This is a genomic window from Microbacterium sp. SLBN-154 (assembly GCF_006715565.1).
Lineage (GTDB): Bacteria > Actinomycetota > Actinomycetes > Actinomycetales > Microbacteriaceae > Microbacterium.
In genome coordinates, this window is the sequence record NZ_VFNL01000001.1 from 361,834 (window position 1) to 376,701 (window position 14,868).

Here is a 14,868-nt window from a genome sequence, read left to right on the forward strand (position 1 = left end):
CCCGACCGTCACGCCGGCCAGATCTCCTCGTCCTCGGGCACCGGCTCGCCCAGAGGCACGACCAGGATCGGCCGGCGCTGACGGTGGGCCAGGCGCGCGGCGACCGATCCGGTGAAGAACTCGCGGATCGACTCGCCGATCCCGCGCTTGCGGGTGCCGACGACGAGGAGCTTCGCGTCGACCTTGTCGGCGAGGTGCTTCATCGCCAGCGCCGGATCGCCGACCAGCTGGTGCACACGCCAGTCGACGCCGTGTCCCTCGAGGGCTGCCGCAGCCGCCTGCTGGATGAGCTTGAGGTCTGCCTCGCCGGAGGCGATGTTGATGTCGATCGGCGCCGAGTGGACGTAGCCGTCAGGATCTTCATACGTGACGAAGCGGGTGACGTCGACGTGGACCACCACGAGAGGCGCGCCGAGGAGCTGCGCGTAGCGGCCGGCTTCGTTGAGGACGCGGGGCGACTGACCCGGGATGACCCCGGCGATGACCGCACCGTGCAGGGCCTCGAGATCGATTCCCGCGGTCTGAGATTCCGCCTCGCTCATATATCCTCGTTTCACCAGTCGTGGGGCCGCCGGTCGGGCGGGGCGCCGTGATATTCTGAATGCTACTCTTGCCGGTTCGTTGCCGGATTCGTGATTGCCCGGGTAACCGTCGCGGACAGCCCGCGCACAACAGCCCGCGGCTCAGACATGAGGGGGTCTCGCATGGGGCGTGGCCGACAGAAGGCGAAGAACACCAAGATCGCCCGTGAGCTCAAGTACGACATGCAGAGCATCAACTACTCTGCACTCGAACGTGAGCTCGGCTCCCCGACTCGTGAAGACGAGTACGTCGACAAGTGGGCAGGCGAGTACGAGGACGAGAAGGCCTGACAGCCTCGTCGCTCTGACCGCTGCACTCTCCCCGCGCCGTGAGGGCGGGGTGGCACGCTATGCCCGGCGGGCGGCGCGCTGTGCGCGATGCTGCCGCCACCAGGCCCAGAAGCGGTCGAGCTGACGCTTGAGCCATGCGGCGATGCGTCGTGCCCAGTGGAACTCGGTGCCGAGCACGGCGAGTCCGAGGAAGACGACCAGCCAGCCGGGCCCGGGGAGCGGGACGAGGATGAGTCCGCCCAGCGCCAGGACTCCGCCGAAGATCGCGACCCCGACACGGTAGAACCGTTCGAGAAGCGGATGACCCGCCACCCACGCCCGCGCGCGTCGGAGCGCCTCGCGGATCGGGCGATCCGGCCGTTCGGCTTCGGCGATCTCGCTGCGGATCTCGCGTTCGAGCCCCTCGGGCTCGGCCGGCTGCGGGTCGGGGTTCGCGGGTGCGGACACCCTTCGACGGTAGCAACGCCGCTCGCGAAAGGGCTGAGAGGCCGGTGGGCAGACACCCCACGCCGGCGCGCACCCGCTTCGCACCGTCGGAGAATCGCGCGGAGTTCGGACGATTCGCCCCGAACCCTCCGAGTCTCGCGCGATTCTCCGAGCTTCGTGAGGAAACAGGCACGCGCCGCGGGCGGTGCGGCGGGGCGCTGCTCAGCTCTCCTGCGAGCCCTCGACCCAGGCGAGGTACTCCTCGGTCACCGTTCCGGTGACGTAGCGACCATCGAAGCAGCTCATGTCGAGGTCCTCGACGTCCGAGCCCTCGAGGATCGCCGCCTTCAGGTCGTCGACCTCCTGGTAGACCATGTAGTCCGCCCCGAGCTCGGCGGCGATCTCGGGAATCGTCCGCCCGTGGGCGACGAGCTCGAGACGTGAGGGCATGTTGATGCCGTAGACGTGGGGGTACCGCACCGGCGGTGCGGCCGAGGCGAAGGTCACACTCTTCGCCCCGGCATCCCGGGCCATCTGGATGATCTCCTTCGACGTCGTCCCCCGCACGATCGAATCGTCGATGAGAAGCACGTTCTTGCCCTTGAACTCGCTCGACATCGCGTTGAGCTTCTGGCGCACGCTCTTCCTGCGCACCGCCTGCCCGGGCATGATGAACGTCCGGCCGATGTAGCGGTTCTTGTAGAAGCCCTCGCGGTACTCGATGCCGAGCTTGCGGGCGACCTGCATCGCCGCCGGTCGTGACGAGTCGGGGATCGGCATCACCACGTCGATCGCCCCCGGCGGGGTGTACTTCGCGATGGTGTCGGCCAGGCGCTCGCCCATGCGCAGCCGCGCCTCGTACACCGAGATGCCGTTCATGATCGAGTCGGGCCGCGCAAGGTAGACGTACTCGAACGAGCACGGCACGAGCTTCGGATCCGCCGCGCACTGGCGGGTGTGCAGCTGCCCCTCGAGGTCGATGAACACCGCCTCGCCGGGGTCGACGTCGCGCACCACCTCGAACTCGCCGTTCTCGAGGACGAGGCTCTCGCTGGTGACGACCCACTCGTAGTGGCCGTCGTCGTGGCGACGGGTGCCGAGGATCAGCGGTCGGATGCCGAACGGGTCGCGGAACGCGAGCAGACCGTGACCGGCGATGAGGGCGATCGCCGCGTACGATCCCTCCACACGCTCGTGCACCCGGGTGACCGCGTCGAAGACCTGGTCGGGGTCGAGTTCGGGGCCCGAGATCGTCGACTGCAGCTCGCCACCGAGCACGTTCACGAGAAGCTCGGTGTCGCTGGAGGTGTTCAGGTGACGACGGTCTTTGTGGAACAGCTCGTCGGTCAGCTCACGGGTGTTGGTGAGGTTGCCGTTGTGGATCAGCACGATGCCGTAGGGGGCGTTGACGTAGAACGGCTGCGCCTCCTCCTCGCTCGAGGCCGTGCCCTTCGTGGCGTAGCGGACGTGACCGAGACCGATCGTGCCCAGCAGCGCCCGCATGTCGCGGGTGCGGAAGGCCTCCCGCACCATGCCGCGCGCCTTGTGCATGTGCACCGCGCCGCTCGGCTCCGCCGTGGCGATGCCGGTGGAGTCCTGCCCCCGATGCTGGAGGAGGAGGAGCGAGTCGTAGATCTCCTGGTTGACGCTCCCGCGCCCGACCATCCCGACGATTCCGCACATGTGGTGTTACTTCGCTCCGATCCGGGGGATGCCGCCATAGGCGCCGACCAGACGCACCGCGCCCCCGTCGACCCCCTTCGCGCCCTGTTCGAACTCGCCGTCCGGCACGGGGCCGTCGCCGACGACGCCGACCTGCCATGTGGCGATGCCCGCGCGCACGAGCGCCGCGGTTGCGGCAGGCGCTGTCTCGGGGGCGACGACGGCGAAGAATCCGATGCCGAGGTTCCAGGTGCCCTCGGTCGCGGTGAGCGGGAGGTCGCCGAGGTCGGCGAGCACCTGGAACACCGCGGGGGGCTCCCACGTCGAGCGGTCGACCTCGACCCAGCTGCCGCGCGGCAGCACGCGCGCGAGGTTGGCGGCGATGCCGCCGCCCGTGACGTGGCTGAGTGCGTGCACCCCGTCGCCGACCTCGTCGATGAGGTCGAGCAGCGGACGGGTGTAGAGGCGGGTGGGTTCGAGCAGAGCCTCACCCCAGGTCATCCCGAAATCGGCGGCCCGATCGCCGTAGCCGATGCCGGCACCGGCGACGATGTGGCGGATGAGGGAGTAGCCGTTCGAATGCGGACCACTCGAGGCGAGGGCGAGGACGACATCGCCCGGGCGCACGCGCTCGGGCCCGAGAACAGCGGATGCCTCGACGACACCGGTCGCGGCACCGGCGACGTCGTAGTCGTTCGGCCCGAGAAGTCCCGGGTGCTCGGCGGTCTCGCCACCCACGAGCGCCGCTCCCGTCTCGCTGCAGCCGCGGGCGATCCCCGCGACGATGTCGGCGATGCGGGCCGGGACGACCTTGCCGCAGGCGATGTAGTCGGTCATGAACAGCGGTCGGGCGCCGACCACGGCGATGTCGTCGATGACCATGCCCACGAGGTCGAGACCGATGGTGTCGTGCTTGTCGATCGCCTGCGCGATCGCGACCTTCGTCCCCACGCCGTCTGTGCTCGTCGCGAGCAGCGGCCGCTCGTATCCGCGCAGCGCCGAGGCGTCGAAGAGACCGGCGAAGCCGCCGACCCCGCCCAGCACCTCGGGGCCGTGGGTGCGCGCGACGGCGCCCTTCATCAGCTCCACGGCCAGGTCGCCCGCCGCGGTGTCGACGCCCGCAGCCGCGTAGGGATTCTCGGGAGAGGAGGGGGAAGTGTCGCCAGAGATGCGGTCCACCCGCTCAGCCTACCCGCGCCCAAACAGCGGCCTTTACACTGGCGGCATGGGCGGTGCCGGCGGTCCGGAGTGGCTGATCCGCGAGGACGCGGGTCGGCCGGTGCTGATCGCCCTCTACCTGCGACAGGCCCTTGGGATCCGGTCGCCCGACGAGCTGCCGCCGCTTCGTGGCATCCCTTCCCGTGTCAACGATCGGAACGAGAAGGCGCAGTCGCTCCTGGAGCGGCAGTGGCGGGAGTTCTGGGCGCTGACCGTCGAGCCGCAGGCGCACCCGTCGCCCGTGCCGCTCGACCTCGTCGACGGGTTCGGCGTCTACGTCGCCCTCCCCACCGAGGGGATGGACGAGCTGCGCGAGGCGATCGTGCCGCACGCGGCGGAGGCCGTCGCCTTCGCCGAGGACGTGCATGCGCGATACAGCCGCGAGGCCGGGTCGCACAGCGCGTATCGCGCGTACGCCAGCGCGATCGCCGAGCACGAGCGGCAGGTGGGTCGACGCGCGCATTCGTTCGAGTTGAACGTGCAGGTGCTTCCCCTCGCCCAGCGGGGGGTGTGGTGGATCGGATCGCTCACGATCGCCGTCACCGACGGGCTGCGCGGCGACATCGCGGCGTTCGACACCGCGATTCACCCGATCATCGCCGAGCTGGCGTGAGGATCAGTCCTCGCGGGTGAGGGTGTGGTCCACGCGCACCTGACGTGTGCGGCGCCCCGAGGTGCGGTCGAGGATGAGCGCGACGGCGCCCATCACCGCCAGACCGACGGGGATGAAGATCAGCAGCAGGAAGCCGAACACCTGGCCGCTGGAGTACTCCAGCCCGGTGTTGTCGCTCACCTGCGCGGAGCCGTTGAAGCCGAAGGTGAGGATGAGGGCGGTGAGGATGCCGAGTGCGGCGCCGACCAGCAGGAAGGCGGAGTACTTCGGCGATCGGCGCACCGACACGGTCTCGACCTCATCCCGGGCGGGGGGACGGAGGTCGGGACGACGCGGCTCATCTGCCATGCCCCCATTGTCCCACCCCGAGCTTCGGGCGGCGTCGCGCCGGTGCGGGCGCGGTCGGGCCCGCAGGGGCGACGTCAGCGCGGTCGCTTCTTCGGGTCGGGGTCGGCAGGCCGCCACGGCGGCGGATCGTCGGAGACCGGGCGGCGCAGATCGTCGACGAGCGTCGTGTCGCGCTGCGCCTGCAGCATCCGTCTCCGCCTGCTGATGACGGCGTCGACGACCAGCACCACGAGCGCGGAGACGAGCAGGCCGAGCCCGGCGAAGACGACGCTCAGCACCCCGGCGACGCGGAACGCGCCCCCGAGGCTGTCGGAGGCGGGGCCGCCGGGGTTGCCGACGAAGACGTAGAGGAGGGCCAGCGCGACACCCGACAGCACGCCGATGACGAGGAACCGGCCGTAGCGCGGCGAGCGATGGACGACGGCGGGGATGCGCTCTTCATCGACGACGTGTTCGTCGTCGGGGTTTCCCTGCCAGCCGTCGCGGCCGGCGCGGCCGCGCGCCATGCCCTCATTGTGGCACCGGCGATGAGGGGTGGGGGCCGCCGGGGTCAGGGCCGCAGCGGCAGGAGTGCGCTGATGTCGGCGCGGACCCCGGATGCCTGGATGCGGCCCGCCGCGGCGGCATCGGCCCACTGCTCGGCGCCGGTGGCGAGGGCGAGCCAGGTCGCGGCATCCATCTCCACCACGTTGGGCGGGGTTCCACGGGTGTGCCGCGGGCCCTCGATGACCTGCACCGCCCCGAAGGGCGGGACCCGCACCTCGACCGAGTGGCCCGGCGCCTTCTCGGCGAGCAGCTGCAGGAGGTAGCGCACCGCCGTGGCCTGGGCCGGGCGTGGCGCCCCGGGCCGACGTGCGGCGTCGAGCGCGGCGCGCCCCTCGTCGGTGGTGATCTTCCGCGGCATCCTCTCACCGTACGCCGGGCCCTCGTGCCCGAGCGCCCGTGGCGCCTCGGCGCGCATCGATAGGCTGGCCGGGTGAGAATCCTGGTCCTCGGCGCGGGAGCCCGCGAGCACGCCATCGTCCTTGCCCTCCGCAGCGAGGAGGCGCAGCACGAGATCTTCGCCGCCCCGGGCAACGCCGGCATCGCCCGGGATGCGACGATCGTCGAGCTCGACCCCGACAGCCCCACCGCCGTGACGTCGTTCGCGCTGGCCCAGAACATCGATCTCGTCGTGATAGGCCCCGAGGCGCCCCTCGTCGCAGGCGTGGCCGACGCGGTGCGCGAGCGCGGCATCCCCGCCTTCGGCCCGAGTCGCGCCGCTGCGCGGCTCGAGGGGTCGAAGGCGTTCGCGAAGCGGATCATGGAGGCCGCGGGCGTGCCGACCGGGCGCGCCCTGCGGGCCCGCACCCTCGACGAGGTGGCCGCCGCGCTCGACGACGTCGGCGCACCGCACGTGGTCAAGGCCGACGGCCTCGCCGCCGGGAAGGGCGTCATCGTCACCGACGACCGCGCCGCCGCCCTCGCTCATGCCGAGATGTACCTGCCGACCGGTCCGGTGCTGATCGAGGAGTTCCTCGCCGGGCCCGAGGTGTCGCTGTTCTTCCTCAGCGACGGCGACCGGGTGCTGCCCCTCAGCCCCGCCCAGGACTTCAAGCGCCTCGCCGACGGCGACGCCGGCCCCAACACCGGCGGCATGGGCGCGTACTCCCCGCTGCCGTGGCTGGCCGATCGGTTCGGCAGCGAGGAGGCCTTCGTCGACCTCGTCACGACCGAGGTCGCCGCACCCGTCATCAGCCAGCTGGATGCCGAGGGCACCCCGTTCATCGGACTGCTCTACGCCGGCCTCATCGTCACCGACGCAGGCGTGAAGGTCATCGAGTTCAACGCGCGCTTCGGCGACCCCGAAACGCAGGTCGTGCTTCCCCGCCTCGCCGAACCGCTGTCGGAGCTGCTGCTGGCCGCCGCCTCGGGCCGGCTCGAAGGTCTCGCGCGCCCGCGGTTCAGCGACGCCAAGGCGGTGACCGTGGTGCTCGCGAGCGAGGGATACCCTGCGGGTCCGGTCACCGGCCGGGTCATCGAGGGGACGGATGCCGCGGCGAGCGTCGCGGGGGTGCACCTGGCCCACGCGGCGACCCGGGTCGAGGGTGACGACCTCGTCGCCACGGGCGGCCGGGTGCTGAATGTGGTCGCCGTCGCACCGACCTTCGCCGAGGCGCGCGATCGCGCCTACGACGCGATGGGCCGCATCACACTCGAGGGCGGGCAGTTCCGCACCGACATCGCCGCGCAGGCCTGACCCGTCCCGGTCGCCGAGCGGCGTCCCCGGTCGTTGAGCGAGCGCAGCGAGACGAAACGTCCCGGTCGTTGAGCAGGGTGTTGCGGGTGACATGCACCGCCAGAGCGGCCGCCGGCGAGCTCAGTCCGACGCGACGCACGCGCGTTTCCGCTCCTCGCTCGACGATGACGATGACCGAGCCGCGGCACGCGGAGCGGGTCGGGATAATGGGCGGGTGACCCTCCCCTCTACGCTTCCCGGCTGGCGGCACGTCTACTCCGGCAAGGTGCGTGACCTGTACCTCCCCACCGACGAGCCAGAAGACCGGATGCTGGTGGTCGCGAGCGACCGGGTGAGCGCGTTCGACCACGTGCTCTCCCCCGGCATTCCCGGCAAGGGCGAGCTGCTCACGCGGCTGAGCCTGTGGTGGTTCGACCGCCTCGGGGTGCCGAACCATCTTCGGGAGGGAGAGATCCCCGCGGAGGTGCGCGGGCGGACGATGCTCACCCGGCGCCTGGAGATGCTGCCGGTGGAGTGCGTCGTCCGCGGCTACCTGACGGGATCGGGCTGGGCGGAGTATCAGCAGCACGGCACGGTCTGCGACATCCCTCTTCCCGCCGGTCTCGGAAACGGCGACCGCCTGCCCGAGCCCCTCTTCACCCCCGCGTACAAGGCGCCGCTGGGCGAGCATGACGAGAACATCTCGTTCGACCGCACGGTCGACCTCGTCGGTCGTGAGCGCGCCGAAGAGCTGCGCGATGCCTCGCTCGACATCTACCGCCGCGCGGCGGCTATCGCCGAAGAACGTGGCCTCATCCTCGCCGACACCAAGTTCGAGTTCGGCGTCGACGACGCCGGCGTGCTGCGCCTGGCCGACGAGGTGCTGACCAGTGACTCGTCGCGGTACTGGGATGCCGAGGCCTGGGCGAGCGGCACCACTCCCGAGGAGCGGATGGCGAGCTTCGACAAGCAGATCGTCCGCGACTGGCTCGCCGCGCACTGGGACCGCACCGGTGCCCCGCCCGCGCTCCCCGCCGAGATCGTCGAGCGCACCGCCGACCGCTATCGCGAGCTGATCGACCGCCTCACCGCCTGAGCCCCCGGCCCCGCCGCGCCTCAGGCGTTGCGCATCGCCTTCAACCGCGACAGCAGCACCGGGCCGGTGCGGTCGAGGGTCCGGCCGCCGACCACCATCCCCCCGGCGAAGACGACGGCGCCCATCACAAGCCCGACGAGCCCTGCGATGAGGCCCAGCACCGTGTTCCCCGTGAAGAAGGCGATGAGCGCCATCACCACCGACGGCGCGGACAGCACGATCGCGATCAGCCAGATGCCCATGAAGATGAGCCCCTGGACGAAGGTCACCCCCGGTACCCGCTTGAACGGGTTGTCTCCGGGTGCGGCGACGGGCACCACGAACTGCGCCGAGGTCACCGCGCACACACCGTAGGAGATGCCGAGGACCCCGAGGCTCGCCCCCAGCACGGCGGGCGCCTGCGACCAGTCGCCCGAGAAGGCGAAGGGCAGCACGGCCCCTGCCACCGTGAGCGGCAGCGCCAGCGTCGCCGCGGCGAGGGTGCGCCCGAACCGGTCGGCGCGCCCCGAGACCCCGGTCGCCAGCTGGGTGCCGAAGGCGGTGCCGTCGTAGGAGATGTCGGCGTAGATGACGATGCCGATGACCAGCGCGATGAGCAGGCCGCTCCAGCTCACGGCGCCCAGCGCGTCGCCGCCGCGGGAGTAGAACCACAGGATGACCGGGACGAGCGGAACGACGATGAGCTGGCGGAGGTAGCGGGGGTCGCGCAGCCAGTAGGTGAGCGACCGCGCGTAGATCGCCCCGAACCCTCCCGTCGGCACGCGCCCGAACCACCCGAGCGCGCCGGGCTTCGCTGCGGCCCCGCCGGCGTTGCGCGGCCGCACCAGCGCGTCTGCGAGCGCCCGGCGCCACAGCACCCAGAGGATCACGACGGTCCCGACCGCGATGAGGAACTTCACCAGGGCGGGCAGATACTCGCCCGCCGCGGCGGCGGCCGGAATCGCCCACGCGGCGCCGAGCGGTGTCCACGAGACGACCTCGACGGCGATCGCCACCGTGTCGATGTTCAGCGCGAACCCGGTGGTGACCGCGATGATGATCGGGCCCGCGAGCACGAGGGGGATGAAGATCAGCACCCCCGCGATCTCGCGGAAGCGGCGGCCGCCGCTCAGCCCCACGGCGAGCGCGGCCATCGTGCGCGACGCGATGACCGCGGTGAGGATCGCCAGCGGGGCGGCGACGACCCAGGCGACGAGCGAGGCCGGGGTCCGCATCCAGGTGGCGACGGTGGCGAGGGCGGCCACGGAGGTCACGATGCCCGGGATGCCGCAGATCCCCGCGAAGGTCAGTGCGACCATCATCCGGTCCACCGTCATGGGGAAGGTGACGAGCCGGTCGGGCTCGAGCGTCGTGTCGACGCCGGCGACGAGGAGCGGTCCGAGCACCCACCCGAGCGTGACGAGGGCGCCCACCCCGACGACGATCGCCGATGCCAGATCGAGCGGTGCGGAGCCGAGCAATACCAGGCCGATGACGACGCCCGCCAGCATCCCGAGCCCGTAGACGCAGCCGAAGAGGAAGCCGACGAGCTGCCACGGGCTCCGCGCCAGCTGGTTGCCCAGCACGCGGAACCGCAGCCTCAGGAGTGTCGCAACCATTCCGGCCCCTCCCCGTGGCGGCGACCGCCGACCAGTTCGACGAAGCGGTCCTGAAGCGACTGGCCTGCGCGCACATCGTCGACCGTCCCCGCGACGAGCAGGCGGCCGCCCGCGACGACGGCGACGTGATCGCACATGCGCTGGACGAGGTCCATCGAGTGGCTCGAGACGATGACGGTGCCGCCGGTGGCGACGTAGCCGGTGAGGATATCCTGGATGTTCGCCGCCGACACCGGGTCGACCGACTCGAAGGGCTCGTCGAGGACGAGGACGCGCGGGGCGTGCACGAGCGCACAGGCCAGCGCGATCTTCTTCGTCATGCCCGCGGAGTAGTCCACGACGAGCACGCCGGCGGCCTCGGTCATGTCCAGGAGCGACAGCAGGTCAGCCGTGCGACGCGCGATCTCGTCGTGCGGCAGACCGAAGAGCATGCCGGTGTAGGTCACCAGCTGCTCTCCGGTGAGGCGGTCGAAGAGCTTGACCCCGTCTGCGAGATTTCCGAGCATGCGCTTGGCCTCGACCGGATTCCGCCACACGTCGACCCCGTGGATGAAGGCCTGTCCCGCGTCGGGCTGCAGGAGCCCGGTCGCCATCGAGAGCGTGGTCGTCTTGCCGGCACCGTTGGGTCCGACCAAGCCGTAGAACGACCCGGTCGGGACGGTGAGGGTGAGTGCCTCGACGGCGACCTTCTCGCCGAAACGCTTGTGCAGACCAGTGAGTTGCATCGCCGCCGAGGGCGGTGCGGTGGTGCGGGAATCGTTCACATCGCTCCGTCCGTCAACGCGCCGGTATATCAGCGCCCGTACAGCATTCCGGAAACCGCTCGCCGCGGCAACTCGAGAGAGGCGCCCCGGCCGATAGGGTGAGTCCCGCCATCCGCGGAAGGAAGACCCACCCATGCCCCTCTGGAAGCTGCACGGAGACGGCCGCACCGTCGCACCCGGAAGCGTCGTCGGCCCGCAGGAACGCCTCAACTGGGGAGCGACGATCGCCCTCGGCATCCAGCACGTCATCGCGATGTTCGGTGCGACGTTCCTCGTTCCGGTGCTCACCGGCTTCCCGGTCTCGACCACGCTGCTCTTCTCCGGCGTCGGCACCCTCCTCTTCCTCCTCATCACACGCAACCGTCTGCCCAGCTATCTGGGATCGTCGTTCGCCTTCATCGCCCCCGTCACCGCCGCCACCGCCTCGCAGGGCATGGGCTCGGCGCTGGCGGGCATCGTCGCCGTCGGCGTGCTGCTCGCCGCTGTCGGCGTCGTGGTCCAGCTCGCCGGTCTCGGCTGGATCGAAAAGCTGATGCCGCCGGTCGTGGCGGGAGCCATCGTCGCCCTCATCGGCTTCAACCTCGCCCCGGTGGCGTGGGACAGCTATCAGCAGCAGCCGGTGATCGCGACGGTCACCCTGACCGCCGTCATCCTCTTCAGCGTTCTGTTCCGCGGCTTCCTCGGGCGCATCTCGATCTTCCTCGGTGTCGTGGTGGGGTACGTCGTCGCCCTTCTCGTGGGCGCCGTCGACTTCACCGCCGTCGGTGAGGCCGCCTGGGTGGGCCTCCCTGAGTTCCAGATCGCCGACTTCGGCTCGCCCGGCACGTGGAGCGTCATCGCGATGTTCCTGCCCGTCGTGCTGGTGCTCATCGCCGAGAACGTCGGGCACGTCCGTGGCGTGGCGACGATGACGGATGCCTCGGTGAACCGCTCGACCGGACGCGCCCTCATCGCCGACGGAGCCGCCACCACGCTCGCGGGGTTCTTCGGCGGTTCGGGCACGACGACCTACGGCGAGAACATCGGCGTGATGGCGGCGACGCGGGTGTACTCCACCGCGGCGTACTGGGTGGCGGGAGCCACCGCCATCCTGCTCAGCCTGTCACCGAAGGTGGGGGCGCTGTTCAACTCGATCCCCGCGGGGGTGCTCGGGGGTGTCACCACCGCCCTGTACGGGCTGATCGGCATCATCGGCATCAAGATCTGGGTCGACAACCGTGTGGACTTCTCCCGGCCCGTCAACCAGTACACCGCGGCCGTCGCCCTGGTCGTCGCCATCGCCGGTTTCACCCTCGAGTGGGGCGACTTCCAGCTCGGGGCGATCGTGCTGGGAACGGCCGCGGCGCTCGTGATCTATCACCTCGGCAACGCCGTCGCGCGATGGCGTCGGACGGGCGCCGACGACGGTGGCCCGCTTCCGGCGGTGGGACAGCTCGGCGGCGATCCCGTCGAACGCTGATCCGGGGGCGCTCAGCTGCGGAGTGGGTCGGCAGGGAAGTCAGGTCGAGTCGCGCACCACCAGTTCGGTGCCGAGGATCGTGGCGTGCGGCGGATTCCGCCCGGCCAGAAGGTCGAGGAGCACCCCCGCCATCTGCTCGCCCTGCTGCAGAGAGGGCTGACGCATCGTCGTGAGGGCCGGCTGCACCGCCACGGCGATGGGTGAGTCATCGAAGCCGACGACGGCGACGTCTTCGGGAACGCGGCGTCCGGTGCGACGCAGCACCTCCACGGCACCCTGGGCCATGAGGTCGCTCGCGACGAACAGCCCGTCGAACTCCACCCCGCTGTAGACGATGCGCTCCATCGCGCGCATTCCGCCGTCGGTCGTGAAGTCGCCGTCCTCGGCCGCCACCTCCGTGAGTCCCTCCGCTGCCAGCGCCTCGCGGAATCCTGCCAGTCGGTCGACGCCCGCCGCCATCGTCAGTGACCCCGTGATCGTCGCGATGCGACGCCGGCCCTTCGCGATGAGGTGCGCCGCGGCATCCTTCCCGCCCCGCAGGTTGTCGACGTCGACGTAGTAGTCCAGGGGGCCGAGCCGGGGCGGCCGGCCGCCGTACACGACCGGGAGAGCGCTGGCGATGCGGTCGAGGAACGTGTCGCTCGTGTGGTGCGACACCACCACCGCCCCGTCGACAGAACCGCTCCGCAGATAGCTCGTCGTCTTGTCTCCGGGATCGTCGCTGGCGATGAAGAGGTTCAGGACGTAGTCCGAGCGGCTCAGACGACGGTTGATGCCCGACACGATCGCCGCGAAGAACGGGTCGCCGAAGAAGCGGGTCGTGTCCTCGGGCACGATGAGCGCCACCGCGTGGGTCTGACGGCTGGCAAGGGAGCGGGCCGCGCGATTGGGCACGTAGTTCAGATCGGCGATGGCGCGCCGCACCGATTCCAACGCGGCGGGGCTCACCGCCGTCGACCCGTTGACCACGCGCGATACCGTCGACCGGGAGACCCCGGCGGCCGCGGCCACCTCTTCGATGGTCGCGGCAGCCCTGGTGTCACTGCTCATGGGATGCCTCCTTGCCCGCGGGGCACCCGCCTCGCGATCGACGCTACGACGCGACCTCCGGGTGGACGTCGTCGAGCTCTCGTGCTGCGATGATACGGCGGTACTCGCGGCCGGAGTCCTTCACCGTGCGCGCCTGGGTGTCGTAGTCGACCCGGACGATGCCGAACCTCTTCTCGTAGCCCCACGCCCACTCGTAGTTGTCCAGCAGCGACCAGTAGAAGTAGCCGCGCACATCGACGCCTGCCTCGGCGGCGTCCAGCACCGCACCCAGGTGCGCCCGGAGGAACGCCGTGCGCTCCGCATCCGGCACCCGCACCTCGCCGCCGTCGACGATCACGTCGTCGTCGTAGGCCGCGCCGTTCTCGGTGACGTAGAGCGCGACACCAGCGGGCGCGGCGTATTCGTCCCACGTCCTCTTCAGCAGGCGTGTCAGCCCCTCGGGCTGCACCTCCCAGTTCATCGCGGTGCGGGCGAGGCCCCGGTCATGCCAGAAGATTCCGTCGGAAGCCGGGAACGGCGACGCGGTCACGCGGTCGGTCGGAGCGTCGCCGCGCGGCGGGAGCACCGCCGGTTCGGTGCCGCCGACGAGCTCGCCGTGGTAGTAGTTCACGCCGAGGGTGTCGAACGGCGTGCTGATCGCGGCGAGGTCGCCGGGATGCACAGCCTCGGTGAAGGCGGCGACGGCCGCGGCATCCTTCTTCTCGAAATCCGACAGGATGTCGGCCGGATACGCGCCCCGGAAGAGGGGGTCGAGGAACCAGCGGTCGAACTGTCCGTCGATCCGACGGGCCGCGTCGACGTCGGCCGGATCGGTCGGATCAGCGGGATCGGCCACCGTGAGGTTCAGGGTGATCCCGAGCGTCAGCGACGCATCACGGGCGCGGAGCTCGCGGACGGTCTGACCGTGGCCGAGGAGCAGGTGGTGGGAGGCGAGCATGCCCTCGGTCATGCTGAAGTGCCCGGGGGCGTGGATGCCCGCCGTGTAGCTGAGGAACGACGCGCACCACGGCTCGTTGAGCGTGGTCCACACGTTCACCCGGTCGCCGAGGGCGTCGTGCATGTCGAGCGCGTACTCGGTGAAGAGGTCGGCGGTGTCGCGGTTCGCCCAGCCGCCCCGCTCCTGCAGTGCCTGCGGCAGGTCCCAGTGATAGAGCGTCAGCCAGGGGAGGATGCCGGCGTCGAGCAGCTCGTCGACGAGCCGACGGTAGAAGTCGATGCCGGCCGGGTTGAGCGCTCCCCCGTCCGGACGCACCCGCGACCAGGAGGTCGAGAATCGGTAGGTCTGCAGCCCCATCTCCTTCATCAGCGCCACGTCGTCGCGATAGAGGTGATAGTGGTCGCACGCCACGTCGCCGTTGTCGCCGTTGATGACGGCGCCGGGCACCCGGCTGAACGCGTCCCAGATGGAGTCGCGTCGCCCGTCCTCGTGCGCGGCGCCCTCGATCTGGTAGGCCGCGGTGGCGGCGCCGAAGAGGAAACCGGGCGGGAAGGCGCGGGCGCTCGTGACAGCGAGGCGAGGGTCCTCGGTGAGGTCGATGGTCATG

16 protein-coding genes are annotated in these 14,868 nt (G+C 70.7%); 5 read left to right on the plus strand and 11 right to left on the minus strand.

All coding sequences use genetic code 11. The features are described from left to right. Nucleotides 1-8 precede the first annotated feature (8 nt). Nucleotides 9-542 (minus strand): universal stress protein, encoded by a 534-nt coding sequence (locus tag FBY40_RS01790; protein WP_141935948.1) that lies wholly within the window; start codon nucleotides 540-542, stop codon nucleotides 9-11. Nucleotides 543-704: 162 nt separating this feature from the next. On the opposite strand from FBY40_RS01790, the gene FBY40_RS01795 reads away from it, so the two are divergent. Continuing rightward, complete coding sequence (locus tag FBY40_RS01795) at nucleotides 705-872, plus strand: DUF3073 family protein (RefSeq protein WP_124292140.1); 168 nt, start codon at nucleotides 705-707, stop codon at nucleotides 870-872. A 57-nt stretch (nucleotides 873-929) separates the two neighbouring features. Here FBY40_RS01795 and FBY40_RS01800 read toward each other — a convergent pair whose 3' ends face one another. The 3 genes from FBY40_RS01800 to purM all read right to left on the minus strand — a co-directional run bounded on the left by FBY40_RS01800 (nucleotide 930) and on the right by purM (nucleotide 4,139). Next, nucleotides 930-1,319 (minus strand): TIGR02611 family protein, encoded by a 390-nt coding sequence (locus tag FBY40_RS01800; RefSeq protein ID WP_235014440.1) that lies wholly within the window; start codon nucleotides 1,317-1,319, stop codon nucleotides 930-932. Nucleotides 1,320-1,520: 201 nt separating this feature from the next. Then, a complete protein-coding gene (gene purF / locus FBY40_RS01805; RefSeq protein WP_141935950.1) occupies nucleotides 1,521-2,981 on the minus strand; it encodes an amidophosphoribosyltransferase in 1,461 nt (486 codons plus the stop codon). Nucleotides 2,982-2,987: 6 nt separating this feature from the next. Then, nucleotides 2,988-4,139 carry a phosphoribosylformylglycinamidine cyclo-ligase gene (gene purM, locus FBY40_RS01810; RefSeq protein ID WP_235014442.1) on the minus strand — a complete coding sequence of 384 codons (1,152 nt, stop codon included), beginning with the start codon at nucleotides 4,137-4,139 and terminating at the stop codon, nucleotides 2,988-2,990. 46 nt (nucleotides 4,140-4,185) lie between these two features. On the opposite strand from purM, the gene FBY40_RS01815 reads away from it, so the two are divergent. Then, nucleotides 4,186-4,791, plus strand: a complete 606-nt coding sequence (locus tag FBY40_RS01815) for a zinc-binding alcohol dehydrogenase (RefSeq protein ID WP_141935951.1) — start codon at nucleotides 4,186-4,188, stop codon at nucleotides 4,789-4,791. Between the two features lie 3 nt (nucleotides 4,792-4,794). On the opposite strand, the gene FBY40_RS01820 is transcribed toward FBY40_RS01815, so the two are convergent. The 3 genes from FBY40_RS01820 to FBY40_RS01830 all read right to left on the minus strand — a co-directional run bounded on the left by FBY40_RS01820 (nucleotide 4,795) and on the right by FBY40_RS01830 (nucleotide 6,043). Continuing rightward, entirely contained in the window at nucleotides 4,795-5,139 is a 345-nt protein-coding gene (locus FBY40_RS01820; protein ID WP_141935953.1) for a potassium transporter Trk, read from the minus strand. 74 nt (nucleotides 5,140-5,213) lie between these two features. After that, nucleotides 5,214-5,645, minus strand: a complete 432-nt coding sequence (locus tag FBY40_RS01825) for a hypothetical protein (protein WP_124292136.1) — start codon at nucleotides 5,643-5,645, stop codon at nucleotides 5,214-5,216. 44 nt (nucleotides 5,646-5,689) lie between these two features. After that, the gene (locus FBY40_RS01830; RefSeq protein WP_141935954.1) at nucleotides 5,690-6,043 is read right to left on the minus strand and encodes a sterol carrier family protein; all 354 of its coding nucleotides are present in this window, start codon (nucleotides 6,041-6,043) and stop codon (nucleotides 5,690-5,692) included. A 72-nt stretch (nucleotides 6,044-6,115) separates the two neighbouring features. Between FBY40_RS01830 and purD the strand changes: the two genes are divergently transcribed. Beyond that, nucleotides 6,116-7,378, plus strand: coding sequence for a phosphoribosylamine--glycine ligase (gene purD / locus FBY40_RS01835; protein ID WP_141935956.1), 1,263 nt, complete (start codon nucleotides 6,116-6,118; stop codon nucleotides 7,376-7,378). Between the two features lie 214 nt (nucleotides 7,379-7,592). Further along, on the plus strand, nucleotides 7,593-8,453 hold the full coding sequence (locus FBY40_RS01840; protein ID WP_235014444.1) for a phosphoribosylaminoimidazolesuccinocarboxamide synthase: 861 nt from the start codon (nucleotides 7,593-7,595) through the stop codon (nucleotides 8,451-8,453). Between the two features lie 20 nt (nucleotides 8,454-8,473). On the opposite strand, the gene FBY40_RS01845 is transcribed toward FBY40_RS01840, so the two are convergent. Next, entirely contained in the window at nucleotides 8,474-10,051 is a 1,578-nt protein-coding gene (locus tag FBY40_RS01845; protein WP_141935959.1) for a hypothetical protein, read from the minus strand. Beyond that, the gene (locus FBY40_RS01850) at nucleotides 10,033-10,776 is read right to left on the minus strand and encodes an ABC transporter ATP-binding protein (RefSeq protein WP_141939961.1); all 744 of its coding nucleotides are present in this window, start codon (nucleotides 10,774-10,776) and stop codon (nucleotides 10,033-10,035) included. Before FBY40_RS01850 ends, FBY40_RS01845 begins: the two co-directional genes overlap by 19 nt. Before the next feature lie 172 nt (nucleotides 10,777-10,948). On the opposite strand from FBY40_RS01850, the gene FBY40_RS01855 reads away from it, so the two are divergent. Further along, nucleotides 10,949-12,274: a uracil-xanthine permease family protein gene (locus tag FBY40_RS01855; protein ID WP_141935960.1), complete on the plus strand. Its 1,326-nt coding sequence runs from the start codon at nucleotides 10,949-10,951 to the stop codon at nucleotides 12,272-12,274. Nucleotides 12,275-12,313: 39 nt separating this feature from the next. Here FBY40_RS01855 and FBY40_RS01860 read toward each other — a convergent pair whose 3' ends face one another. Beyond that, nucleotides 12,314-13,324, minus strand: a complete 1,011-nt coding sequence (locus FBY40_RS01860) for a LacI family DNA-binding transcriptional regulator (protein WP_141935962.1) — start codon at nucleotides 13,322-13,324, stop codon at nucleotides 12,314-12,316. A 43-nt stretch (nucleotides 13,325-13,367) separates the two neighbouring features. Next, on the minus strand, nucleotides 13,368-14,867 hold the full coding sequence (locus tag FBY40_RS01865; protein WP_141935963.1) for a GH1 family beta-glucosidase: 1,500 nt from the start codon (nucleotides 14,865-14,867) through the stop codon (nucleotides 13,368-13,370). Between the last annotated feature and the right edge of the window lies 1 nt (nucleotide 14,868).